Raw genomic sequence first — 23,575 nt, forward strand, 5'->3', positions numbered from 1 at the left:
TTATTTTGCCCTGTACTAGCCAACAGTGGTCACATTTAGCTAACTATCTAGTTTCAGGTAAAAACTTCATTTTGATGGGAGATTGAGTCACGAAAAGCGATCGCTATGAATTAGCCTGAAATCAAAGCTTGTGAAAGTAATAAATATTATCAATTATTTGGGAGTAATATTTTCTCGTGATCCCTGAGTTATGAGAATAACAATAATAAAAATTTAATATTTGTTTTACTATAAGTTTAATAAATAATCCGGGTAATTATTTTCTTTTGATAAAATCTTACAGATCGATATTGCTAACTTTAAAATACTCTGGTACAAATACCTAAGTTTAGTACAGTTATCATAAGGAAATTTACAATGCCATACATCAAAGGGCAGCATCTAACCCATTTAAAACATCTTAGTAGTACAGTGTTGCTAACAGGATTAGCAACAGTATCTTTTTCATTACTACCAATTTCCGCACAAACAGTCACAGAAAATCATTCGCTTTGGTGTACTTCTGCTAAACCTATGAGTAATGTCCCGGATAGCGAGACCAGACCAGTAGAAGTAGGCGTGAAGTTTACAACAAGAGAAAGCGGTAAAATTGTCGCCGTTCGCTTTTACAGACAAGTTCCTATCCCCTCTGGCTATCAAGCTCATGTATGGAGTGAAGATGGTAGGTTACTAGGTTCAGGAGTAGCTATAGAAGGACAAGGGCCCACTCCTGGTTGGCAAACAGTTCAAATTTATCCGCCAGTTTCCGTGGTTGCGGGAGAAACATACATTGCTTCTTATTTTGCCAGTACAGGGCAGTATTCCGCAGATTTAGATTTTAAAGGTATAGATAACGGCCCACTAAGTGCGTTAAGCCCCACGGTTGATAATCCTAATGGAGTGTATGTATACACTCAATCTGGTGGTGTTTTCCCTAATAATAGTTACAATAATACTAACTACTGGGTTGATGTCATATTACAGACAGTAGTAGCTCAATAATTGTGCTTGTTTGCAAATTGGCAACTATTGAGTAAAAGCGAAATTTACTTTATTCTCCTACAGAGATACACATACTTTAGAGATTAACAACCGTACAAAACCAAGCATCACAATTTTTGTGTTTGTTACTTCAGTCAGATGTAACTAATATTTGTGATGCTTTTTAACATTCTCCGGGTAATTGTTTATGTATAGGCAATATAAATTTAATTAAAAATTAGATTGATATTTTCGATTTAGTTGTTCACTTTGTCACCGAAGAAAGGCAGCTATGCTGGAGGCTGGAGAAAGAAAATATATTTTTGCCCTCTGCCAAAAGGGTTTAAGCACCATTATTTATGCCCAGGATAAAAATATATTTCCAGATGCGAAGCACAAGAAATATTGCGTCCTTGTCAAATCCCCTAAATTTATTTATGAGGATTAACTCCTGCCTCCTTAACTGCAATTATTTGCTGCCTGTTTTTTTATTAAGTGCTGCACACTTGTTAATGCTCGATTTAATTCATAATTGCGCCTTTGGGTATTTTGCAAATATGCTTGTTGCTCTTCTTCAATCATTTGCACATCTTGAACTACCAAGCCATCAAGTAACTTTTTTGCAGCGTTGAATAAACTATCTTTAACAAACCGCCGAAACCAAATTGGTAATTTATGCAATCGCCAAAAGGCATTTAATGATGTGAAATGAACTAAGTAAGCTTTGGTTTGTGTTTCATTGATAGGACAAAATAAACAGTAAATCTTAAAGTCTTTACCTAGTGTAGACATCCAGTGGGGATAAATATAACTTACATCTAACGGTTCAGGATGTAAGCATCGCAAGGCGGGAAAAAATAATTGTGATATAGACCAAATTTTGTCTATTTTATAATAACTTTGCGCTATGTAATGAGCATCTACACGGTGATCATTTTCATCAATATCTTGTAATGAAGCTTCTGCCCAAGCTTGTAAATCTTGATGTAAATGTCCATGATACATATCCATCAAGTTTTCAATTAAATAAGAATAATGAGCTTGACAGTTAATAACTGCAACTGAAGCAATATAATTTAAATGATTCCACTCTGGTAAACCTAACGGTTCTACAGATGGTTCTCTATCACTAGGAAATAACCAAATAAAACCGTCTTGTTCTTTAACTGGATAACGGCGAATTTGACAATTTGGTAGTTTCTGATTTGCGGCTAAATAAGGAACCGTTGCACACTCTCCTGAGGAATTGAAACGCCAACCGTGATAAGCACATTCCAATTCATCACCGAGAACTTGTCCGTGACTCAGTTTAACTTGGCGATGGGGGCAACGGTCTTCTAAAGCGTGAACCTTGCCTATACTATCACGATAAAGGGCGATCGCCTGATGCCATAATGTTACTCCCAAAGGTTTATTTGTAACTTCGTGGCTACGTGCAACTACATACCAGTGATGAGGATTAATCCCCAATTGGCGAACATCACCAGTTTGCACCGCTTGAGAGAGAGATGACATAGTAACAGGCATCCTTATTAGCTGAGTCTTTCTGTGTGCTACACCCTTTGAGCAGAACAGGTGCAGTAAAAATATATTACAAGTAATTTTTCCGAAGTTTACGCTCCTGACAATATCACCCAGGGAGCTAAAACTAATTTTGTGTACAAGCTATAAAGTATGTGTAGATAAACGAGTAAACTTATTGGGTCAAAAATCTGTATGGCAAGCTACCAAGAAGCATTAACTAACGACGAATTCATCAAGAATTTAATTGAGGAGACAGCAACTATCAATCACGTAGAAATCATTGAAAACGTCATCGACTCTTTAGAACAAGATGACAGCGCAATGGTTAGCCATACTCAAGACGGTGGTTATCTATGGAAGTTTAACTACGGTAGCGTGGAAGTGTTCGTCCGACTTACCGGAAAAACCGATGAAGATACAATTACGGTTTGGGCTGTAGTCTTGAAATTACCTGTCAAAGACGAAACCAAATTAATGCGAAAACTGTTGGAAATGAACTGCTCTAGCACCTTGGAAGCGCGTTTTGGGATAATTGAAGACAAAGTTGTAGTCATCTCCACACGCACACTAGCTGAGTTATCACCTGGTGAAGTTTCGCGGTTAATTACAATTGTGGCAACACTCGCCGACAACAACGATGAAGCTTTACAATCTGAGTTTAGTGCAGTGTAAGTATTAATGTCTCGCAAGCAAGTTTGGCGACTGATTCCTTTACTAAAAGCATCTGGTAACGTGCAGATGGCAATTGATAAATGGTTATTAGAACAGCACCATTCAGGAAAACAACCTGCCACTCTGCGCTTTTATACTTGGTCGCCAGCTGCTATTTCTCTTGGTTATCATCAACGGCAATATCCCGAAGCATGGCAGAATTTGACTTGGCAAGGTGAAAAACTCGATATAGTTCGCCGTCCTACTGGTGGAAGGGCGGTACTACATCAAGGCGATTTAACATACTCTGTGATTACATCAGGATTGAGTGGGAATCGTTTGGAAGTATATGCCAAGATTTGTGAATTTTTGATTGAAGGATGGCGATCGCTCGGTGTGGAATTAAGCTATGGTACAGATGGGCGAGGCTATATTCATAACCCTAACTGTTTTGGTACGGCGACAGGTGCAGATTTAATTTTACCCAATGGCGCGAAATTTATTGGTAGCGCACAGATGCGGCGGGGTGATGTAATTTTGCAGCATGGTTCTATGCGTTTGCAACCTGATATGGAATTGTTTGCGAAGGTATTTGGTGGAGAGTCGTTGAGTGATGTGCAGTTTTCTTTGAGTTTAGAGGAGATTATGACGGCTTTGGTTGGTGCGGCGAGAGATTGTTTTGCGATAGAGGTTGAGGTGCAGCCTTTATCAGAGTTGGAGTGGGGGGAGATAAACGCAGAGGTACGCTGAGGTTAACGCGGAGGTGCGCGGAGGATTTTTTGTTTCACGCAGAGGCGCAGAGGCGCAAAGAAGAATGCAAGAGTATGGATATAGCTAACAATTTAAATTAAATTGCTTGATTATTATGGGAACTCGATATTCAAACATTAGTTTATGGGGAGTTTCACAAGATGAGTTACTCGCTTACTTGTCTCACATTAATTTAGATGCTTACATTTCCCCAACCATTAATGGATATACAGTTTTATATGATATAGCTTCAACAGGTTATCCACATAACCTCCCCAAAATTATACAAACAGAATCAAATTTAAAATCTATACTGCGAAAGTATTTAAATGGTCAACAAGCTGCAATGGTTTGTTTGTCATCTCATCTATCTAGACAATTTAGTTGTTCAGTATTAGCTGTTTTTGTAATAGACAGCCTGAATCTTTGGTATCACCTTTCTTGTAATGGTCAAATGTTAGATGAGTATATAACTTGGTGCGATAAACAATGGCAACCAGGACAATCAATGGGTAAGCAGACAGAGGGTGAAACTCAAGGCGGAGACAGCATAAAACTATGTAGTGCATTTGGGAAAGAATATGCTGTGCTTGATATAGAAAAAATTCTTCGGCAGCCTGTCTCATTAAATTTTGACTCGATGAAACGCCATGAAAGCTTGGCAAAAGCTCTAGGAATTAGCCCGTGTTGGGTTGTAGGTACAAATTATCTTTGTTGTACAGGAGAAGATGATTTTGAATCTCACTATGACAGCCATCAGGAAGATAATGATCCTACTTATGAACAAGCCCTCATAATGATTAAAAAAACGCTGTCTCATAAAACTTAAATTTCACTACATCTTAGTAAAACAATCCTCTCAAATTCTTATTTCTTTGCACTCTTTGTGTCCTTTGTGATTCATTTCAAACAATAACCGCCAACACTCACGAATCATCAACTCTAGTTTTTGCACAAGTCAATATTTGCGAGCTTTTCTTTGCGTCTTTGCGCGGCAGTCGCTTCAAGTCGGGAAACCCGCCCAACGCGCTGCCTTGCCTTTGCGCGAGACAAAAAAAGATTTATGCAAGAGGTCTATTCATCCGTGTGCATCGGCGGTTAAAAATTTAATTAACAGTAGACTTGGCAATTACACCCAACTGCAAACCTGGCGGATAACTCCCCTCTTCTTTGACGCGCTTAATCTCAACATCGGTGAATGGAATACTTAACTTTTGTGCAACTGCACTGACAATATCCCCCCGGTCAATTACACCCGCTACAGCACCAGCAGGAGAAAGCACGGTGATGCGTGGTAACTGTTCATTGTCTAATTTGTTGATGACTTCAGCGATAGAAGTTGATTCGGTAACAGTTGGTATTTCTGTCAAGGGATGGACGATACTTTGGAGAGTGCGAGTTTCCCATTCGCTTCTTTCGACTAAGCGTAAATCGTCAATGGCAACCATACCACGGTAACGACCGTCAGAAGCAGCAAAATAAACTTGTGGCGCAGCCGTGTCTAATAAATATGAGTCGGCGAAGGTGCGTAAAGTTTGGTCAGCATCAACTACCCGAAAGTCACGAGTCATCGCATCACTAGCGACAATTTTCAGTAAGGATTCTTGTAAGGTGGTTACGCGGTCGTAGGAATTAGCGTTACGAATGGCAAACCAACCTATCAGCGCAATCCATAAACCGAGTACCAATTCTCTTGTAAAGAAGTCTACCGCAAATCCAGATGCGATCGCCGCATATCCTAAAATTTGTCCTGCCTTTGCTGCCCAGTGTACCGCTTGAAAGCGATCGCCTGTCACTTTCCATAGTGCTGCTTTTAACACTTGACCACCATCTAAGGGCAAGCCAGGAATTAAGTTAAATAAGGCTACGACTAAGTTAATTCTGGCTAAGTCTCCCACCATGATACTGAGAGGATTACTATCAGGGATAGCAATTGCTACCAGTCGCAATAAGAAAAATAGCCCAACACTTACCAAAGGCCCGGCGATCGCTACTTGAAATGCTTTACCAGGAGTTTTAGACTCTTCTTCAATGGCGGCAATTCCCCCAAATAAAAACAGGGTAATAGAATTAACTTTAATGCCTTGCGATCGCGCTGCTAAACTATGACCTAATTCGTGTAACAGTACAGAAGCAAATAGCAGTAGCGCCATGACTATTCCCGCACTCCAGGCTATAGTCGCCCCCCATTCTTGGTAAGCTACACCAAAATTCAAGGTTGCTAGCCCCAAAATTACAAACCACAACGGGTCTAAAAATAACGGGATGCCGAATAAAGTCCCAATTTTCCAATTTGTTTGCATTACATTGTCCTAAAACTAGATATTTTCAGCAGTTAATTCTAAATTTATGTATTTTTTGAAACTAAAAATCTCCAATTAATCGCACCCTCCAATAAGAATCACCTAATTGAAGATTGTTTTTTAATAGGCTCCTACTTCCAGAATAGACAATTAAGCCTCTGGAATGCTAATTTCTCTGGGTAGTGACAAAAATTAGAAATAATATTTAAACTTTTTTCTTCAAAGCTTTCAATTGTTGATGAGCTTCGCTTTAGGGGCAATTTTATCCAAAAAAGTAATTCTCAAATTGTCTTTCTTTCTCCAGCAAGAAGCAATTAATTAATTTATCAGTCATAAATTTTGATGTCATCTGTCTTGAGTTAACAGCAGCAACAAAAATTATACTGAACTAATATTGCCTGTCATGTTGCCGGAGAAAGAACGAGAATCAGCTTTTAGAGATGGGAAGTTACAGAGAATTTTACTTCTCTGTCATTTCCAATTTACAGGCGACCAATATTAGTCAACCCTAAAACGATCCCGATACCGATGATATGACCAAAAGCCATAGCCGCAATAAATGTAGGAACACTTACGGGTAGGACTGGCAATTTTGCCCCTACTTGCGGTTTTTCAATTCGGGTAGATAGCAAAAGAATGACTATGCTGCTGATGCTAATGATGATTCCGACTGTAGGAGTCCACGCAGGGGTGGCGGGAACAGTGTCAACGGCTGCCAGTAAATTTGATAACATCGAGGTTTTGTCTCCTAAATGACAAAATTCATCAAACCTCCAAAATTATAGAATTACTGAGTAAGCAACCAAAAATTATTAGCAAAAATTCGCTCTTGAAAATTATATGCGGGTCAAAATTTGCGGCGTCACTCAACCACAGCAGGCTAAAGCGATCGCTTCTTTAGGCGCAACGGCGATAGGATTTATCTGTGTACCAGGCTCGCCTCGTTATGTCACTGCATCCCAAATTCATGCAGCCGTGACAGAATTACCAGATAACATTGACAAAATTGGTGTGTTTGCCAACGCTCCCATTGAACAGATTAGCCAAGTTGTACATGATTCGGGTTTAACTGGTGTGCAGTTACACGGAGACGAATCTACTGATTTTTGTCACCAATTACGCCAACAAATACCTCATGTTGAAATTCTCAAAGCTCTAAGAATCCGCAACATTGAACATTTGACCCAAGCATCTACTTACAGCCAACACGTAGATACTTTGTTGCTAGATGCCTATCACCCCCAGCAGTTAGGCGGCACAGGTCAAACTTTAGATTGGAAAATGTTAGAACAATTTCACCCCAGTCGTCCGTGGTTTTTAGCTGGAGGCTTAACACCAGACAACATTCTCCAAGCTTTAAGCCAAGTCAACCCTGGCGGCATAGATTTATCTAGTGGCGTAGAAATTAAACCCGGAGATAAGGATTTAAATAAAGTAGCACTACTATTTGACAGGTTGAAAGCCTAAAGGAGAAGCATGAAGTATGAGATTTAATTTTTCATACTTCACACTTCATACCTCACACTTCTAAAAGAATGACGGTTGGTGGCGAATCAAGTTCAAGAATTCTTCGCGGGTTTTTTGTTCATCTTGGAAGACACCTAGCATAGCACTGGTGACAGTCCAAGAACCAGGTTTTTGCACACCACGCATCACCATGCACATATGAGTCGCTTCCATCACGACTGCCACACCTTGAGGTTCTAAAATTGTCTGAATTGCTTCGGCGATTTGGCGAGTCAGTCTTTCTTGCACTTGCATTCTGCGAGAATACATTTCCACAATCCGGGCTAACTTGCTTAAGCCCACAACTTTTTGGTTAGGAATGTAAGCAACGTGCGCTCTACCCATAAAAGGCAGCATGTGGTGTTCGCAGAGGCTAAAAAAGGTAATATCTCGAACTAATACCATCTCGTTATGACCTTCATCGAAAATGGCGCCATTGAGCAGTTCTTCTAAGGATTGGTTGTAGCCACTGGTAAGAAACCGCATAGCTTCAGCAACGCGCTTAGGAGTTTTTAATAGTCCTTCGCGGTCTGGGTCTTCGCCTACGCCCACTATTATGGTTCTAACGGCATCCATCATTTGCTCCAGATGTTCCTCAGAAGGCGGTTGCAAATTAGGTTGTCGTCCGTCGTGGGTGTTGCGATCGGGTCTGGTATTAATGGCATCTGCCAAGTCCTGAATCAGAGGAGATTGAGAACGATTGGAACCGTTAGAACTAGCAATAGTCATGATGTAACTTTGAGTAAGAATTTGGATGTTTGTTATGAGTCAATGGTTATTTGTCCATCACAAAGGACAAATGACTAAAAAGTACCCGCATTAGGCATCAGAATTAATTCATCAATGACTGCTTGTGGTGGTAATAAAGCAGTGTGGAGAATTGACTGAGCCACAATTTCTGGAGTTAGCATTTTTGAACGGTCAAAGTCGGCATTCACTGTTTCGCTATCCCAAATTTCTGTATTGACAGAACCAGGACAAATCGCACTCACGCGGATGCCGTGGGGACGTTCTTCTTGTGCTAGGGTTTGAGAAAGAGCGAGGAGTCCTGTTTTGCTGACGCAATAAGCTCCCCAGCCAGCAAAGGCTTGCTTGGCAGCGATGGAGGCGACATTGATAATTGTGCCTGTGCTGCGATCGCGCATTCCCGGTAAAATCCCTTTAATGCACGCAAATACACTGGTGAGGTTGAGGTTGATGACTTTCTGCCAGTCTTCCAAACTGGTTTCGCTAATAGTACCTGTGTAGCCTATGCCAGCATTGTTGACCAAAATATCTATGTTGCCAAAATCTTGGGCGATCGCTTGGATTTTTGCTTCTACTTGCGATAAGTTCGCTAAATCTAGCGCATAAGCTTTGGCTTCTACTCCTGTTTGCTTGGCTGCTGTTGCTACCGCCTCTAATTTATCTAAAGAACGGCTGACTAAAGCAACGTCTATTCCTGCTTTGGCAAATGCTAAAGCAGTTGCTTTGCCAATCCCACTACTTGCCCCAGTAATTAAGGCACGTCGTTTCTGCTCAATACTCATGCTGTCTCCAATTTTTTTGGCAGTTCCGCAAGCCTTTGGCCACCCAATTATTCAAGTCTTTCGGATTAGATAGATTAAACTAACCTTAAATTCCGATAATTTTTTTTGACAATTGCTATAGTAATTGTCAACGTGGGTATTTCTTCCCATCCGTTGTTTCCCAGTTATCTGCTGGAAATTTGGGTTGTCTACTCGCAGTGAGCTACACAATACTACACAAATCTCTCATTTAATAGAGTCGATTCATAATATATACAAATGCCTGCGGTTGAGAAGATTGTTAAAAATCTTTACGAACCACAGGCAATTATAACACTGCTATTGAAACTTTGAATGAGCTTTAAATTGCTAGTGACCAATTTCGGTAAAAACGCCGATTTTGCGGAATTTTTCGTAACGTAGTTGTCGTCTTTCTTGTGATGTTAACTGTTTGAGTTCGTCTAAGTTTTCTAAAAGTGCTTGTTTGAGTGTGGTTGCGGCTTCTAGAGGATCAGAATGCGCCCCACCAACTGGTTCAGACAAAATTTGGTCAATAATTCCCAGGTTTTTTAAGTCGTGGGAGGTAATTTTTAAAGCCACAGCAGCTTGCGGAGCTTTACTAGCATCTTTCCACAAGATAGCTGCACAGGCTTCAGGTGTGGCAACGGTATAGACAGAGTGTTCAAACATCAGCAGCCTATCGCCAACGCCCACGCCGAGCGCCCCACCAGAACCACCTTCACCAATCACTGTGCAAATAATTGGCACATCCAGAGAAAACATTTCTCGTAAATTATAAGCGATCGCTTCCCCTGCGCCTTGTCTTTCGGCAACCACAGTGGGCAAAGCCCCTGGCGTATCAATAAAAGACAAAACTGGCATCCTAAACTTATTGGCGTGTTCCATCAAGCGCATAGCTTTGCGGTAGCCGCCAGGGGTAGCCATACCAAAATTGCGCGCAATATTATCTTTGGTGTCGCGGCCTTTTTGATGACCCAACATGACTACAGGTTGTCCACCCAAACGAGCCACACCACCAATTAAAGCAGGATCATCACCACCACAGCGATCGCCATGTAACTCCATCCATTCATCGGTAATCGCTTGAATGTAATCAAGAGTACTTGGTCGTCGAGGATGACGAGCAACTTGCAGTCGTTGTGCTGGGGATAGGGTGCTAAAAATCTCCTCACGCAGTTTTGTGGCGCGTGCTTCTAGTTTGCGAATTTCACCAGATACATCAACACCATTTTCATCTGCAAGTTGCCGAATCTGCTCAATTCTGTTTGAGAGTTCTGCTAACGGCTTTTCAAAATCCAACAGTAGTGGTTTACGCTCGGTAGTAGCCATATAAACTAGGGATTGGGGAGTGGATATTTAGGAAGTCAAAAGGCAAAAGGCAAAAGGCAAAAGTAAAAAGATTCTTTTACCTTTTTACTTTTTACTTTGTTAAAGCAGCAGTGGTCTAAAGCCGTGTTTCACCGATGCTTGACCAATCTGCTCCATTTTGTCTACGGTAATCTGATTGCGCCCCCAAGAAAAGTTCGTATGTAACTTCTCAAATTCCAATAGCATAGCTTCGGCAAAACAAGCAAATAGCTGGCGTTCTGGCACTTCCATATTGACGATTTGCATAATTTTCCAGTCAATATCTAAAGAATGTTCAACAATGCCACCGTTGAGTATATGAACGTCAGGATGCTGAATTTTCGTGGCTAGATTTTTAGGATAGCCGCCATCAATTAGTAGGCAAGGTTGTTTCAACACAGTGGGGTCAATTTCTACACCTTTGGGCATACTCGCTACCCAAACTACAATATCAGCTTCGGGTAAAGCTTCATCCAAAGCCATGATTTTTCCCCGCCCCAGTTCGTCTTGTAAATTCTTGAGGCGTTCTTGGTTACGGGCAATCAGTAAAATTTCTTTGACATCAGTTTTGGCATCTAGCCAGCGTGTCACTGCACTACCAATATCCCCAGTTGCGCCACAGATAGCGACTGTTGCTTTCGACAGTTCAATTCCTACTTGTTTTGCAGCTGCTTCGACCTGCCGACAGATAATATAAGCTGTGTGTGTGTTGCCTGTAGTGAAGCGTTCAAATTCTAATGTGACGTTGCGGACTTGGCCAAATTGTTCTAAATTAAAGTTCTCAAAAATGATGGATGAAAAACCGCCTAAAGCTGTGATGTCAATATCATGCTTTTGTGCGTGAGCCATTGCATTTAAAATTTTGCGTGTAGCTGCTTTAATCCTACGATTAGCCAGCATTTCCGGCAGAAAGCAAGACTCTACATACTTGCCTTCTATGGTTTCTCCAGTCAGACTGGTAACTTTAATATGATCAACAATCTGCGGCGGGGCGCTGCACCAAAAATCTAGCCCTTGGTCGGCATATTCTGGGTATCCCAATTGTTGAGCTACCGCTTGAGCGTGTTCTAAACTAGTCAGATGTCCAATTAGACCAAACATTATTGATTTATTAGGCGTGTGCTGCGTCGAAAGCGTGGAACTGAGTAGGTAAGTGACTATACTTAACCTTAAAAATACAATAAAGCGTGATGTGTGAAGTATGAAGTGTGAAGTATGAAGTCTAAATTTCACACTTCATTCTTCATACTTTTTAAGCAGCGGTGAGTCCGTAAGCTGACAAACGCATGATGTCTCTGGTTGTGAAGCCTATATTACTCAACGCTTCACCGTATTGAATCATGAAGTCTTCGACTAAAGCGTCTTTTTCCATTCCCAAAATCAGGGCATCGTCCGCTACTTGGTTGAGCATTTTCCAAACTATGGGTAGGTTTTGACGATTTGCTTCTTCAAGTTCAGCCTTTGATGCTTCAAAGTTTTCTTTGAGCCAAACTTCACCAAAATTTAAGTGACTGTATTCGTCTTTTACTACTCCCTCAGTAATTTTACGAGCGAAATCATCGGCAACGGGAATGTAAATGTTGTATGCGGCGATCGCAAAACATTCAATAATCAAAGATTGAATCAATAAGCAAGTAACAACTTTACCTGCGGCTGCTGCTATTTTAAAATTGTCGTGCAGAGGTGCAAAAAACTCCTTGGCAAATTGCAAATCTGGTGTGACGCTTAAGTTACGACCACAGGCTTCAAACCCTTTTTTGTGGCGGCTTTCCATTTTCGACAAACGAATCAAATCATCATGATTATCAGGCAGCAGTTGGGCTAGTTTGGTGTAATTATCGAATGCTTCTTGTTCCCCTTCAATCACGATCGCATTAATTCGACTATAGGCATCTTTGTATGTTTCACTTTGGAAGTCAATTCCTAATTCGGCTGCCACCTGCTGCATGGTAAGTTCACTCCTGTAAAATGAATTATTTGATACAGACGTTTAATTTGCCCTCAGAATTGGGCATAATCTTCACTGTTGTTTAATTTAACTTAACAAGTCACTATGTAATAGATTAGCTTTTGCTGGGGGCGATGCTCTAGTTCTAAAGAAACAAATGTAAAATGCTAATTCATTTGTCATTTGTCAATAGTCATTTGTCAATGGTTAAGTGTCATTTTCTCCCTCACCCTTAAAATTCTGCCCCTAGCTACTGCTATTTATTACTTATACTTATGGTTAAACCTAATTGGAATCAAACTTCTGGCGATATTGCTAGCTTGGCAGTGCTGCTGCTGGGAGCATTAATTGTATTAGCACCACTTTTGATTGTTTTTCTCACATCTTTTGCACCTTCTGGCGCAACACTAGAATTATGTCCGAAAAGTTGGTCTTTCAGTAATTACCATGATGCGTGGCAACAAGGGAAGTTCCTCTTGGCATTTGCTAATTCTACGTTAGTTGCGATCGCAGTGACGGCATTTCAGTTAATTACTTCTGCACTAGCTGGTTACGCGCTGGCTCGGTTGAAATTTCGCGGTAGACAAGCTCTACTATTAGTTGTCTTAGCCACTTTGGTGATACCTTTTCAGTTATTAGTTATCCCTATATTCTTAGTGTTGAAGTGGGGCAACTTAATCAATACCTACGGCGCATTGATTTTACCAACGGCTGTTAACGGCTTTGGCATATTCCTATTACGGCAATATTTTCAAACTATTCCTGTAGAACTAGAAGAAGCAGCAACGATTGACGGCGCAAACAGGTTACAAATTTTATGGCGTGTATTACTACCCCTAGCCCGTCCTGCTTTAGTGACGCTGTTTTTGTTTACCTTTATTGGCGAATGGAACGATTTATTTAAGCCTTTAGTATTTACCACACGCCCCGAATTAAGAACCGTACAGTTAGCATTAGCAGAGTTTCAAGAACAATTTACCAACAACTGGCCTTTAATGATGGCAGCAGTGACTATTGCAACTGTGCCAGTCATGATCCTGTTTTTGATTGGGCAACGCCAGTTCATTCGTGGTATTGCCACTACAGGAATGAAGAATTAGCTAGTACAGGCCGGCGTAAATAAACAGACTATAAGAAATTGCTAAAAGGCTTGTAGTATCCTTATTCGTTCTTTTTACTTTTGCCTTGCTGTACTAGGGCTTGCTGAAAAAGTTCTTGGCTGGGGATAGGTCACAGTATCATACCCTAGTTCCTACTCCCTACTCCCCATTCCCTACCAAAAATAAATGCCTCCCAGTCGTGGAGGCAAAGCGTAAAGCATCCTAAATATTTCTGGTAGAACAATAACATGGGTTGACTGAGATTCAAAGAGGGCGATCGCCCTTCATCCCATTTCGCATTTTATCCGCCACGTCAAAATACACGTTGCCAGAAAGTGATAATTTCAGCCCAAGCGGAGGTAGCCGCAGCTGCGTCGTAGCGATAACCATCATCGCGCATGAAAGTATGTTCCGCTTCGTATAAAAATACTTGATGAGTTACATTAGCATCTTCAATTGCTTTAATTAAGATATGGCGATCGCTTTCTGGGATGTGAGGATCAAGAGTACCGAGTATCAGCAGTAATTCGCCTTTAATTTCACTCACTCTATGAATAGTATCTGCTATGCCTTGACCAAGTTTGCCACTGGGGATACCAGTCGGGTAACAGCAAACAGCAGCTTTGATTTCGTTTTGGAAGGCGGCGCGAAAAGATAAATGTCCGCCGATGCAAAAACCAAGAGTGCCGATTTTATCAGGGTTAACCGCCGCGTCGGTTTTGAGAAAATCAATTACAGCATGACAATCTGCATCATACTCTGCGATCGCTGTTCTGCGCGCATCATCATTACCGCGCATTCTCCCCAAATCATCTGGCTCAATAACTGTACCAACAGTTTCAAGGCGGTGAAAAATTTCGGGTGCAGCGACAACATAACCAAATCCTGCTAGGTAGTTTACCAAACGAATCATCGGACTACCTAATTGATAAATATCGCTATAAAACAAAATACCTGGGTAAGTTCCAGCTGGTTTAGGAGAAGCGACATAAACACGCATCAAGCTGTCATCTACTCTTAACTCGATATTGCGCTTTGTGATTTGCACTTGTTTGGCTCCCAGTCATAATTGTTTTCATTAGCTTTTACAGAATGAAGTGATGATATCGGGATAGTAGAGCGATGCCTCAATTCTATTTACACATATCTTGCACGCCTGCGACTTCAGTCGCAGCTACACAGACAAAACCCGCCTGCGCGGGTTCCAAACCCTTGATATTGCGTTAGTCCGCGTAGGCGGACTTCGTTTGTATAGCCGCGAATTCCATTCGCTGGGGCTAGGTGCAAGATGTGAATTTAGGTAACATTCAGACTTCTAACTGACTTGTGTTATTAGTTCAAATCAAACAAACCAGAAAAATTAAAATGTCAGGCAAAACTTTATAATCTCCCCAAGCTCATAACATTACTCATGTTTAAGTAAAATATTTATTCAGCATCATCAACTAAAAGCAAAAATACTTCAAATTTCGATAAGTAAATTAATCAAACGGTGTTAAGCTGACTATAGGAATCAAAAAGCAAGAACGCAAAAGACTTCAAAAAAATATTGAGTTTACCTCAATAAAGTCCTTTTGCTCTGGTAAATCCACTTCAATATCGTGACGCTTTTGCTAACGGTAGAAATTAGCCAGAAAAACAGGATTGTAACCTCAGTACAAACTTGAAGTCAGTGATCACTTGCTTAGATAATTACTAGTAACAAGTGGCTATACAAGCTAGTATTATCAGCCAGAAAAAATTACTCTAGGAGCCTGGGAAGAAAGACTCTTAGTACAAGCTGGCATTCTAAAATAAATCAGCATGGTTACTGAAAATAATGCAAGTTAAATTAACCTATCTTTGTCATAAAAGATTGATTTTATTGCATTAATTACTAGCAAATTGAGCAATTTTCAGGAATATTTGCAAGCAATACCAAAAAAGCAACTAACAGCATAAGTTTTGCAAAAATTTGACCTATTCAAACCAGGCAAATTGTAAGTAAGAGCCATTCAGAGTGGAGTGCAATTTTGGTTGGTTAGGTTTATCAAAACCTAGGGAAATGTCTATTGCCATTGTCACCATTCTTAAGGCTTGAGCAACCGATGGGGATTTAATTACACCAACCTGTAAAGTTTATGTCCAATTTTTCTCAAATTGGCGTTATTGAAATCTGCATTTTGTAATACTTGCAATATTTCTGCAATCCAAATTCTCATATATGCCGCCTTTAACCATTATTGACTCTCGAACTTTGCAATCAAATTAATTGTAGGAAAACACCAACCATGAGTATTGACAAAAAAATCAGACAAATCGCTTTCTACGGTAAAGGCGGTATTGGTAAATCTACCACTTCTCAAAACACCTTGGCAGCAATGGCAGAAATGGGTCAACGCATCCTCATTGTAGGTTGCGACCCTAAAGCTGACTCTACTCGTTTGATGCTGCACTCTAAAGCACAAACTACAGTATTACACTTGGCTGCTGAACGTGGTGCAGTAGAAGACTTAGAACTCGAAGAAGTCATGCTCACCGGTTTCCGTGGTGTGAAGTGCGTAGAGTCTGGTGGGCCAGAACCCGGTGTAGGTTGCGCTGGTCGTGGTATTATTACCGCCATTAACTTCTTAGAAGAAAACGGCGCTTACCAAGATGTTGATTTCGTATCTTATGACGTATTAGGCGACGTTGTATGTGGTGGTTTCGCAATGCCTATCCGCGAAAACAAAGCACAAGAAATCTACATCGTGACATCAGGTGAAATGATGGCGATGTACGCTGCAAACAACATCGCTCGTGGTATTTTGAAATACGCTCACTCCGGTGGTGTGCGTTTGGGTGGTTTGATTTGTAACAGCCGTAAGACAGACCGGGAACACGAACTCATCGAAACCTTGGCAAAACGGTTGAACACCCAAATGATTCACTTTGTACCCCGTGACAATATTGTTCAACACGCTGAATTGCGCCGGATGACAGTGAACGAGTACGCACCCGACAGCAACCAAGCTAACGAATACCGCACCTTAGCTAACAAAATCATCAACAACGAAAATCTCAAAATTCCTACCCCAATTGAAATGGAAGAATTAGAAGAATTGTTGATTGAGTTCGGTATTCTCGAAAGTGAAGAAAATGCTGCCAAAATGATTGGTAAACCTGCTGAAAGCACCAAGTAATTTTGATGTAGTCATCAAGTCTTTTTAAGCAACCAGAACCTCGGTTTTATCAAAGCCGGGGTTCTGGTTTTTTTCATTATTACTTTTTTTGCCATCAATTAAGTAAATTGTATGGTAAACGGAGCAATACAGTTAAGTTAAGGCAACAACTTAGACTGGTGTAGGTTGGGTGGAGGAACGGAACCCAACATTTACGCATACTTTGTTGGGTTACGCTACTATTCTCTTAACTGAACCGTATTGGTACATGGGGTTTTAAAGCTCAATGTTGAAGTTCTGAAGGTGAATGTTGAACCTTTTTACTCAAAGTTTGGTGTTTTGAGGTTAAAAGTTGAGCCTTTTTACTCGAAGTTTGGTGTTTTGAGGTTAAATGTTGAACCTTTTTACTCAAACTTTGAGGTTCTGAGGGTGAATGTTGAGCCTTTTTACTCGAACGTTGAGGTTCTGAGGTTGAAAAGTGAGCCTTTGAGGTGGAAGTGTCAGGAAATTTTCTGCGTTAGGTGTTATAAAATAGGGGATTTTTTCACGCAGAGGCGCAAAGGCGCAGAGAGGAATAGGAGAGTTTTTGATTTTTTTGACAATTGCTTTGCGAAAATTGCTGAGTCCGGCATGATGTACTTAACAGTAATCAGTAAACAGTAAACAGTAATCAGCAATATATTTTAAAATCCTCACTTCTAAAAAGTGGTAGTTAACAAGAGTTAAATTCCCAACTAAAACCCTGATAACTGATAACTGATAACTGATAACTGACCTATACAAGCTTGTGAGTTGACTGTGAAAAAGTTATTTAGCGAGATTAATGCTGCGGGTATATGTCTTGCACCTTGGATGGTGGCTGGTGCGATCGCAACAGGTGTATTGTTAAGTATGCCAGTCACAGGAATAGCACAACAGCAAACTCCCGCATATTCACTAGAGGAGCAAGCTGCTTTAAAAGAAGCTTTAGAACTGAATCAGCAAGTAATAAAATTATATCAAGAAGGTAAATACACTATTGCTATTCCCTTAGCAGAACGTGCGTTGGCGATTAGAGAGAAAGTTCTGGAAAAAGAACATCCCGATATCTCCACTAGCTTGAATAATTTGGCAGTACTTTACACTTCACAGGGGAATTATCAACAAGCGGAACAATTGTATCAACGCTCCTTGGTTATTGATGAGAAGGTGTTGGGCAAAGAACATCTTTCGGTCGCCACTAGCTTAAATAATCTGGCACTACTGCATAAAACACAGGGGCAATATGAACAAGCTGAACCCCTGTATCTCCGCGCTCTGGCTATTAGAGAGAAGATGCTGGGTAAAGAACATCACGATGTTGCCACTATCTTGAGTAATTTGGCAGGGCTGTATGATTCACAGAGGAAATATAAACAAGCTGAATCGCTGTATCTTTGCGCTCTGGCTATTAGAGAGAAGATGCTGGGTAAAAAACATCCCGATGTCGCCTATAGCTTGAATAATTTGGCAGATATGTATTATTCACAGAGGCAATATGAACAAGCTGAACCCCTGTATATCCGTGCTCTGGCTATTTTAGAGGAGGTGCTGGGTCAGGAACATTCCCTTGTCGCCACTAGCTTGAATAATTTGGCTGGGCTGTATATTGCAAAGGGTGATATCACTCGTGCTACCGATTTCTTACGCCGTGGGTTAGAAGTTCAAGCACAAAATCTGAATTTAATTTTTGCTGTCGGCTCCGAAAAAAGCAAACAGGATTACATTAGAACTTTTTCAGGCACCACTGATGCTACTATTTCTCTATCTCTACAAGAAGCTCGCAATAATCAAGCCGCAGCATCTCTAGCATTAACTACTGTACTCCGTCGCAAAAGTTTGGTGTTAGACGCTGTAGCTGACAGTATCCAAATCTTACGCAGTAAACTCGACAAAAACCCCGAAACTCAAAAATTATTCACTCAATGGCTGCAAGTACAACAGCAACTTTCAGCCTTAATCTACTCTCAGCCAGAAAAACAAGCTGCTAACCTGAAAACTCAACTAGAACAACTCGAAGCAGAAAGAGAAAAGTTAGAAGCAGCAATTAGTAGTCAAAGTGCTGAATTTCGTCAACAAACCCAATCAGTAGAGTTAGCAGCAATTCAAGCCAAGATACCCAAAGATGCAGCCTTAGTAGAAATTGTTCAATATGAACCATTCAACGCTAAAGCCAAAACAGATGCTCAAAAATTCGGTAAACCACATTATGCGGCGGCGGTGTTGCATTCAAAGGGTGAACCGAAGTTACTTGATTTAGGTGAAGCGGCAGAAATTGATAAGTTAGCTATTGATTTTAGAGCAGCATTAGCCACAGGAAGAACATTTAAAAAGCTGGCGCGGACATTAGATGAAAAATTAATCGCACCCATCCGCCCTTTATTGGGTGATGCGCGTCATATTTTAATCTCTCCCGATGGGCAATTAACATTAATTCCCTTTGAGGCTTTAAAAGATGAGCAAGATAAATTTTTAATTCAGCGTTATGCTTTTTCTTACCTCACCAGTGGGCGGGATTTATTACATTTTCAATCAAAGAATCACAATGCTTCTGCACCCGTAGTCCTGGCAGATATTGACTACAATAACCAAACCCAAACTGTAGCTTCTGCTAAAACAACTAGTTCGCGTGGTTTACAAAACCGCGGTTCTGGTGATTTAGCAAACTTAGAATTTGACTCATTACCTGCAACTAAAGAGGAAGCAGTAGCGATTAAAAAGATTTTACCAAATGCCAAGTTACTGTTAGGTAAAGATGCAACAGAAACGGCTGTTAAACAATTACACAGTCCCAGCATTTTGCATTTGGCAACTCACGGTTTTTTTATTACTGATGTGGAACAAAATCTCAACGCCTCACGAGATTTAGAATTAACACCAAATCAAGCGAAGATTATAGAAGTTGAAAACCCGTTGTTACGTTCTGGGTTGGCGTTGGCTGGTGCAAATAAACGCAATCAAGTTAAAAACGGTAGTGATGATGGTGTGTTGACGGCTTTGGAGGTGGCTGGTTTAGATTTGCGTTCTAATCAATTAGTTGTGCTGTCGGCTTGTGACACTGGTAAGGGTGATGTGAAAGTTGGCGATGGGGTGTATGGTTTGCGTCGGGCTTTGGTAATTGCCGGTTCTCAAACTCAGGTGTTGAGTTTGTGGTTAGTAGATGATGCGGCGACTCAGGAATTGATGGTGAAATATTACCAAAATTTGCAAGCCGGAAAGGGGAGACATGAGGCTTTGCGGGCTGCACAGTTGGAATTGCTTCAAAGTAAGGAATATGAACATCCGCAGTATTGGGCAGCGTTTGTCCCTTCTGGTAATTGGACTCCTTTGAATAAATAAGGGTGTAAGCTCTTGATCAATTATTAATCCCAATCTTCTTTTTTTTGCTAATAACTGTAATAGGTTGAAGTTTCAAAGCAAGTTGCTCTGGCTTGATCTGTGAAACAGACTCTTTCAAGATGATTGTGAAGGGATATCTTTGAAAGACAGCCGCTTTACCTTGAGATAATAGTACTCTGGCATGACTAATACGTACGGGAGATAGAGGCTGTTGATTGACATCAAGAATTAAAACTTTAGTCATAATTGAAGAAAGTATAAGGTCAGTCACTGAGCGATCGCAATTGCTGATCTTCTCAGCCTTAGAGGAAATTTTGCTATTTATAACCGACGATAAGAAAGATGAGAGGCTAGAGATTAACTCCAGCACTCTCTATAATTACCGCCCATTTAGCTGTGATATCAGTGCTATTAAACAACGGTTTACCGACTGGCTTACCGTTGTTTGCTTTCCATGCAAAATCTAGCACATACAATTTCAGAAAGCAAGCAAGTTAGGATAGTTTTGCCGCGAATTAAAAATCTCTGTAATTTCTGGTAAAATCTACGATAAATCGATAAACATACAGTATTTTTATAGGAGACTGGGATAAAATTTAGCAAAAATTGGCACTTTGAACTCAAAAAAAAGCCAAATACGCTCATCAGTTGGCAGTAAAACCTAACAATAAACAACACAGAAAATATGCGTTATAACCAATTAGGCGAGAGTGACCTAAAAGTTTCGGAAATTTGTCTTGGGACAATGACCTATGGACGACAAAATAGCATAGAAGAATCCCATCAACAATTAGACTATGCTATTGCCAACGGTATTAATTTTATTGATGCTGCAGAAATGTATCCAGTACCACCAAGTAAAGAAACTTATGGCTTTACTGAAACCTATATCGGAGAATGGTTAAAAAATCAGCAGCGAGATCAAGTCATCGTCGCCACTAAAATTGCTGGCCCAGGGAGAGGCTTTAAATGGCTGCGTGGCGGAGCAGAAGCTATAGAACGCGATAATATTAAACAAGCTGTAGATGATAGTCTCAAAAGATTACAAACCGACTATATCGACCTGTACCAAATTCATTGGCCCGACCGCTATGTTCCGCGCTTTGGGCAAACAATTTTTGACCCTACCCAAGTCAAACCATCAGTTCCGATAGTTGAACAACTAGAAGCTTTTGCTGATATTATTCAAGCCGGAAAAATTCGTTATCTTGGTTTAAGTAATGAAACCCCTTGGGGAGTCACCCAATTTAGTAATGCAGCCAAACAGCTAGGATTACCTAAAGTAATTTCCATTCAAAATGCTTACAACTTAATTAATAGAGCATTTGATGGAGCTTTAGCTGAGGCAGTTTATTACGAAAATATTGGTTTATTGGCTTACAGTCCTTTAGCATTTGGCTTTTTAACGGGTAAATATCTCAACGGTAAGCCAGAGAATACGAGAATTACATTGTTTGAAAACTTTGGTCAACGCTACCTGAAACCAAAAGTTACCGAAGCAGTAGCAGCTTATGTAGAATTAGCCAAACGCCACAACATTAGCCCTGCACAGTTAGCGATAGCATTTGTGCGGAGTCGGTGGTTTGTGACTAGTACAATTATTGGGGCTACAACTCTCGAACAACTACAAGAAAATATAGAAAGTGTGAATGTAGTTTTAGAGAAAGAAATTTTGGCAGAGATAGATGCAATTCACTTGCAAAATCCCAGCCCTGCGCCTTAGAAACAGTGGTTGTAAAGCAATTCTGCCCGGGAAATTTAATACAGCAGTTGATGTTTATTTTTATTCATTAGCTGTTGCAGAATCTAGTTTACCGTTGCCATCTGTGGGCGATCGCATTTGAGCCACTAACCGTAGCGAATCACTGATACTGCGGGGTTTTGGTACTGCTTTTTTCCCAGATGGCCATCCTTCACGCTGATGGGAGCGATCTCCATCTGTTTCTTCTGTTTGGTCATGGAACAAAATTTGCTGAGTCGGGAAGGGCAAATCTATGCCATTTGCGACTAAAGTCTGCTTAATTTTTGACAGAACCTTGTCGCGCGAAGCCAGATCATCTGCACGCCGAGGCGGTTTAATCCACCAGCGAACGCGAATATTAACAGTGCTTTCAGCGAGTTCCATGACCAACACATCAGGCGCAGGGTCTTGTAATATTTCTGGAATGCTTTGGATTGCTTCTAGAATTAGTTGCTTTGCTTGGTCAATATCATCGCCGTAACCAATCCCCACATCGTACTGTAGCCGACGACTGTCAAAAGCCGTATTCACTGTTACAGAATTAGTAAATAATTCCGAGTTAGGAATTACAATGCGACGACCATCGTAAGTTCTGAGTGTTGTCGCCCGTGTTTCGATATTTTCGACAGTTCCTTCAAAGTCTTTAAAAATTATTTGGTCATTGATGCGGAAAGGTTCAGTCAAGAGGATCAAAATTCCCGCCAAAAAGTTTTGTAAAATATCTCGAAACGCAAAACCAATTGCTACACCACTAATTCCTAGTAGTTGTACTAAATCACCTGCACGAAAAGTAGGGATCACAATCGATAAAGCTATAAATAACCCTACCAAAAGTGTTGTGCCTTGAGCCAAACGTCCCAATACCAAACCTAAATTGCGGGCTTGATGGCGATCGCGTGTTAATCTTTTGACTAATTTTTTAATTGATCTAGCAACAAAAAAGAAAATTGCAAAGACAATCAATGCCAGCACCATATTCGGCAGCAGGACAATAAATCCATTAATCATTCCCTGGATTTGGTTCCAGAGTGCAGATATATCAGCTTTCATACGACTTGCTTTTTAATCAGCATCGCTGATGATAAAAAATAGGCTGGTTATTTAATTCCATCCATAGTGAGTTTTTCTCCTCTATAAATAGGGTGAAAAAATAAAAACTCTGAAAACTCAGAGTTTTATTTATGCTTTATGCTGATTTTGAGGAATTTAGAAGTTGCAACACTCAAAATTTCCTGTTCAGTGCTTAACTCTACTAAGGCACGATTAACACCGGGCAAGGGGAAAGATTAATTACCCGTGTTGTCACGCTATCAGTTGCACCCTCATCAGTTAAACCCAGCCCTCGACAACCCATAATAATTAAATCTGCCCCAATTTCATCAGCGACATCACAAATAGTAAATGCAGGTTTTCCCTGTCGTTCCAAAACTTCAGACTGAATGCCTTGCTGAGAAAACAAGACTTGAGCATTTTCTAGCAGTTTAGCAACTACCTCTGGCGATACCATTGGATCGGTACTTGGTGCTTCTGCGTTAGGTTCCTCAACCACAGATAGCAATACCAAGCGGCTACCGTACTTCTGCACGACGTTAACCACGACATCAGCAGCTTCGCGTGCTTCCCGACTTTGATCGATTGGAAATAATACTGTCTTAAACATATCTCTCCTCCGCACCCCAGACTCCGGTAAAATCTTGATGGTTATACTTTCAAAACGAT

At 40.7% G+C, this 23,575-nt stretch carries 21 protein-coding genes; 9 read left to right on the forward strand and 12 right to left on the reverse strand.

Features of this window, described 5'->3' with window-relative positions; all coding sequences use genetic code 11:
• The first annotated feature begins 357 nt into the window (after positions 1–357).
• Positions 358–981 (forward strand): DUF4082 domain-containing protein, encoded by a 624-nt coding sequence (locus tag H6G69_RS05515; RefSeq protein WP_190682801.1) that lies wholly within the window; start codon positions 358–360, stop codon positions 979–981.
• Positions 982–1,419: 438 nt separating this feature from the next.
• Here H6G69_RS05515 and H6G69_RS05520 read toward each other — a convergent pair whose 3' ends face one another.
• The gene (locus H6G69_RS05520) at positions 1,420–2,475 is read right to left on the reverse strand and encodes an aromatic ring-hydroxylating dioxygenase subunit alpha (protein WP_190682804.1); all 1,056 of its coding nucleotides are present in this window, start codon (positions 2,473–2,475) and stop codon (positions 1,420–1,422) included.
• A gap of 201 nt (positions 2,476–2,676) precedes the next feature.
• Here H6G69_RS05520 and H6G69_RS05525 point away from each other — a divergent pair, with 201 nt between their 5' ends.
• The 3 genes from H6G69_RS05525 (at position 2,677) to H6G69_RS05535 (ending at position 4,714) form a co-directional block, all read left to right on the forward strand.
• Positions 2,677–3,156 carry a YbjN domain-containing protein gene (locus H6G69_RS05525; RefSeq protein ID WP_190682808.1) on the forward strand — a complete coding sequence of 160 codons (480 nt, stop codon included), beginning with the start codon at positions 2,677–2,679 and terminating at the stop codon, positions 3,154–3,156.
• Positions 3,157–3,162: 6 nt separating this feature from the next.
• Positions 3,163–3,885, forward strand: a complete 723-nt coding sequence (locus H6G69_RS05530; RefSeq protein WP_190682811.1) for a lipoate--protein ligase family protein — start codon at positions 3,163–3,165, stop codon at positions 3,883–3,885.
• Positions 3,886–3,991: 106 nt separating this feature from the next.
• Entirely contained in the window at positions 3,992–4,714 is a 723-nt protein-coding gene (locus tag H6G69_RS05535; protein ID WP_206757636.1) for a hypothetical protein, read from the forward strand.
• A 277-nt stretch (positions 4,715–4,991) separates the two neighbouring features.
• On the opposite strand, the gene H6G69_RS05540 is transcribed toward H6G69_RS05535, so the two are convergent.
• Positions 4,992–6,188 carry a site-2 protease family protein gene (locus H6G69_RS05540; protein ID WP_190682816.1) on the reverse strand — a complete coding sequence of 399 codons (1,197 nt, stop codon included), beginning with the start codon at positions 6,186–6,188 and terminating at the stop codon, positions 4,992–4,994.
• 482 nt (positions 6,189–6,670) lie between these two features.
• Positions 6,671–6,922 carry a photosystem I reaction center subunit PsaK gene (psaK, locus tag H6G69_RS05545; RefSeq protein ID WP_190682818.1) on the reverse strand — a complete coding sequence of 84 codons (252 nt, stop codon included), beginning with the start codon at positions 6,920–6,922 and terminating at the stop codon, positions 6,671–6,673.
• Positions 6,923–7,028: 106 nt separating this feature from the next.
• Between psaK and H6G69_RS05550 the strand changes: the two genes are divergently transcribed.
• Complete coding sequence (locus tag H6G69_RS05550; protein WP_190682821.1) at positions 7,029–7,655, forward strand: phosphoribosylanthranilate isomerase; 627 nt, start codon at positions 7,029–7,031, stop codon at positions 7,653–7,655.
• Between the two features lie 60 nt (positions 7,656–7,715).
• On the opposite strand, the gene folE is transcribed toward H6G69_RS05550, so the two are convergent.
• The 5 genes from folE to H6G69_RS05575 all read right to left on the reverse strand — a co-directional run bounded on the left by folE (position 7,716) and on the right by H6G69_RS05575 (position 12,518).
• Complete coding sequence (folE, locus tag H6G69_RS05555) at positions 7,716–8,423, reverse strand: GTP cyclohydrolase I FolE (RefSeq protein ID WP_190682825.1); 708 nt, start codon at positions 8,421–8,423, stop codon at positions 7,716–7,718.
• A gap of 74 nt (positions 8,424–8,497) precedes the next feature.
• Entirely contained in the window at positions 8,498–9,223 is a 726-nt protein-coding gene (locus tag H6G69_RS05560) for an SDR family oxidoreductase (protein ID WP_190682829.1), read from the reverse strand.
• Between the two features lie 348 nt (positions 9,224–9,571).
• Positions 9,572–10,552 (reverse strand): acetyl-CoA carboxylase carboxyltransferase subunit alpha, encoded by a 981-nt coding sequence (locus H6G69_RS05565; RefSeq protein WP_190682832.1) that lies wholly within the window; start codon positions 10,550–10,552, stop codon positions 9,572–9,574.
• Between the two features lie 99 nt (positions 10,553–10,651).
• Positions 10,652–11,671 (reverse strand): long-chain acyl-[acyl-carrier-protein] reductase, encoded by a 1,020-nt coding sequence (locus H6G69_RS05570; protein ID WP_190682835.1) that lies wholly within the window; start codon positions 11,669–11,671, stop codon positions 10,652–10,654.
• Positions 11,672–11,822: 151 nt separating this feature from the next.
• Positions 11,823–12,518: an aldehyde oxygenase (deformylating) gene (locus tag H6G69_RS05575; RefSeq protein ID WP_190682837.1), complete on the reverse strand. Its 696-nt coding sequence runs from the start codon at positions 12,516–12,518 to the stop codon at positions 11,823–11,825.
• A gap of 275 nt (positions 12,519–12,793) precedes the next feature.
• Between H6G69_RS05575 and H6G69_RS05580 the strand changes: the two genes are divergently transcribed.
• Positions 12,794–13,618 carry a carbohydrate ABC transporter permease gene (locus H6G69_RS05580; protein WP_190682840.1) on the forward strand — a complete coding sequence of 275 codons (825 nt, stop codon included), beginning with the start codon at positions 12,794–12,796 and terminating at the stop codon, positions 13,616–13,618.
• Between the two features lie 313 nt (positions 13,619–13,931).
• On the opposite strand, the gene H6G69_RS05585 is transcribed toward H6G69_RS05580, so the two are convergent.
• Complete coding sequence (locus H6G69_RS05585; RefSeq protein WP_190682843.1) at positions 13,932–14,666, reverse strand: dienelactone hydrolase family protein; 735 nt, start codon at positions 14,664–14,666, stop codon at positions 13,932–13,934.
• Positions 14,667–15,888: 1,222 nt separating this feature from the next.
• Here H6G69_RS05585 and nifH point away from each other — a divergent pair.
• Together nifH and H6G69_RS05595 are read left to right on the forward strand one after the other, a co-directional pair.
• A complete protein-coding gene (gene nifH, locus H6G69_RS05590; protein ID WP_190682846.1) occupies positions 15,889–16,779 on the forward strand; it encodes a nitrogenase iron protein in 891 nt (296 codons plus the stop codon).
• A gap of 777 nt (positions 16,780–17,556) precedes the next feature.
• Entirely contained in the window at positions 17,557–20,115 is a 2,559-nt protein-coding gene (locus tag H6G69_RS05595; protein ID WP_313950122.1) for a CHAT domain-containing protein, read from the forward strand.
• A gap of 16 nt (positions 20,116–20,131) precedes the next feature.
• Here H6G69_RS05595 and H6G69_RS05600 read toward each other — a convergent pair whose 3' ends face one another.
• The gene (locus tag H6G69_RS05600; RefSeq protein ID WP_190682849.1) at positions 20,132–20,359 is read right to left on the reverse strand and encodes an RRXRR domain-containing protein; all 228 of its coding nucleotides are present in this window, start codon (positions 20,357–20,359) and stop codon (positions 20,132–20,134) included.
• A 441-nt stretch (positions 20,360–20,800) separates the two neighbouring features.
• Between H6G69_RS05600 and H6G69_RS05605 the strand changes: the two genes are divergently transcribed.
• On the forward strand, positions 20,801–21,838 hold the full coding sequence (locus H6G69_RS05605; RefSeq protein WP_190682852.1) for an NADP(H)-dependent aldo-keto reductase: 1,038 nt from the start codon (positions 20,801–20,803) through the stop codon (positions 21,836–21,838).
• A gap of 60 nt (positions 21,839–21,898) precedes the next feature.
• Here H6G69_RS05605 and H6G69_RS05610 read toward each other — a convergent pair whose 3' ends face one another.
• Together H6G69_RS05610 and H6G69_RS05615 are read right to left on the reverse strand one after the other, a co-directional pair.
• On the reverse strand, positions 21,899–22,906 hold the full coding sequence (locus H6G69_RS05610; protein ID WP_190682855.1) for a mechanosensitive ion channel family protein: 1,008 nt from the start codon (positions 22,904–22,906) through the stop codon (positions 21,899–21,901).
• A 202-nt stretch (positions 22,907–23,108) separates the two neighbouring features.
• A complete protein-coding gene (locus tag H6G69_RS05615) occupies positions 23,109–23,516 on the reverse strand; it encodes a universal stress protein (protein WP_190682858.1) in 408 nt (135 codons plus the stop codon).
• Positions 23,517–23,575: the final 59 nt, after the last annotated feature.

Source organism: Nostoc sp. FACHB-110 (assembly GCF_014697425.1).
Taxonomy (GTDB): Bacteria; Cyanobacteriota; Cyanobacteriia; order Cyanobacteriales; family Nostocaceae; genus Nostoc_B.

What these genes read in the sequence shown, in the direction of transcription:
- H6G69_RS05515 (WP_190682801.1), top strand. Translation starts at nt 358, where the DNA reads ATGCCATACATCAAAGGGCAGCATCTAACCCATTTAAAACATCTTAGT.
- H6G69_RS05520 (WP_190682804.1), bottom strand. Translation starts at nt 2,475, where the DNA reads ATGTCATCTCTCTCTCAAGCGGTGCAAACTGGTGATGTTCGCCAATTG.
- H6G69_RS05525 (WP_190682808.1), top strand. Translation starts at nt 2,677, where the DNA reads ATGGCAAGCTACCAAGAAGCATTAACTAACGACGAATTCATCAAGAAT.
- H6G69_RS05530 (WP_190682811.1), top strand. Translation starts at nt 3,163, where the DNA reads ATGTCTCGCAAGCAAGTTTGGCGACTGATTCCTTTACTAAAAGCATCT.
- H6G69_RS05540 (WP_190682816.1), bottom strand. Translation starts at nt 6,188, where the DNA reads ATGCAAACAAATTGGAAAATTGGGACTTTATTCGGCATCCCGTTATTT.
- psaK (WP_190682818.1), bottom strand. Translation starts at nt 6,922, where the DNA reads ATGTTATCAAATTTACTGGCAGCCGTTGACACTGTTCCCGCCACCCCT.
- H6G69_RS05550 (WP_190682821.1), top strand. Translation starts at nt 7,029, where the DNA reads ATGCGGGTCAAAATTTGCGGCGTCACTCAACCACAGCAGGCTAAAGCG.
- folE (WP_190682825.1), bottom strand. Translation starts at nt 8,423, where the DNA reads ATGACTATTGCTAGTTCTAACGGTTCCAATCGTTCTCAATCTCCTCTG.
- H6G69_RS05560 (WP_190682829.1), bottom strand. Translation starts at nt 9,223, where the DNA reads ATGAGTATTGAGCAGAAACGACGTGCCTTAATTACTGGGGCAAGTAGT.
- H6G69_RS05565 (WP_190682832.1), bottom strand. Translation starts at nt 10,552, where the DNA reads ATGGCTACTACCGAGCGTAAACCACTACTGTTGGATTTTGAAAAGCCG.
- H6G69_RS05570 (WP_190682835.1), bottom strand. Translation starts at nt 11,671, where the DNA reads ATGTTTGGTCTAATTGGACATCTGACTAGTTTAGAACACGCTCAAGCG.
- H6G69_RS05575 (WP_190682837.1), bottom strand. Translation starts at nt 12,518, where the DNA reads ATGCAGCAGGTGGCAGCCGAATTAGGAATTGACTTCCAAAGTGAAACA.
- H6G69_RS05580 (WP_190682840.1), top strand. Translation starts at nt 12,794, where the DNA reads ATGGTTAAACCTAATTGGAATCAAACTTCTGGCGATATTGCTAGCTTG.
- nifH (WP_190682846.1), top strand. Translation starts at nt 15,889, where the DNA reads ATGAGTATTGACAAAAAAATCAGACAAATCGCTTTCTACGGTAAAGGC.
- H6G69_RS05600 (WP_190682849.1), bottom strand. Translation starts at nt 20,359, where the DNA reads ATGACTAAAGTTTTAATTCTTGATGTCAATCAACAGCCTCTATCTCCC.
- H6G69_RS05605 (WP_190682852.1), top strand. Translation starts at nt 20,801, where the DNA reads ATGCGTTATAACCAATTAGGCGAGAGTGACCTAAAAGTTTCGGAAATT.
- H6G69_RS05610 (WP_190682855.1), bottom strand. Translation starts at nt 22,906, where the DNA reads ATGAAAGCTGATATATCTGCACTCTGGAACCAAATCCAGGGAATGATT.
- H6G69_RS05615 (WP_190682858.1), bottom strand. Translation starts at nt 23,516, where the DNA reads ATGTTTAAGACAGTATTATTTCCAATCGATCAAAGTCGGGAAGCACGC.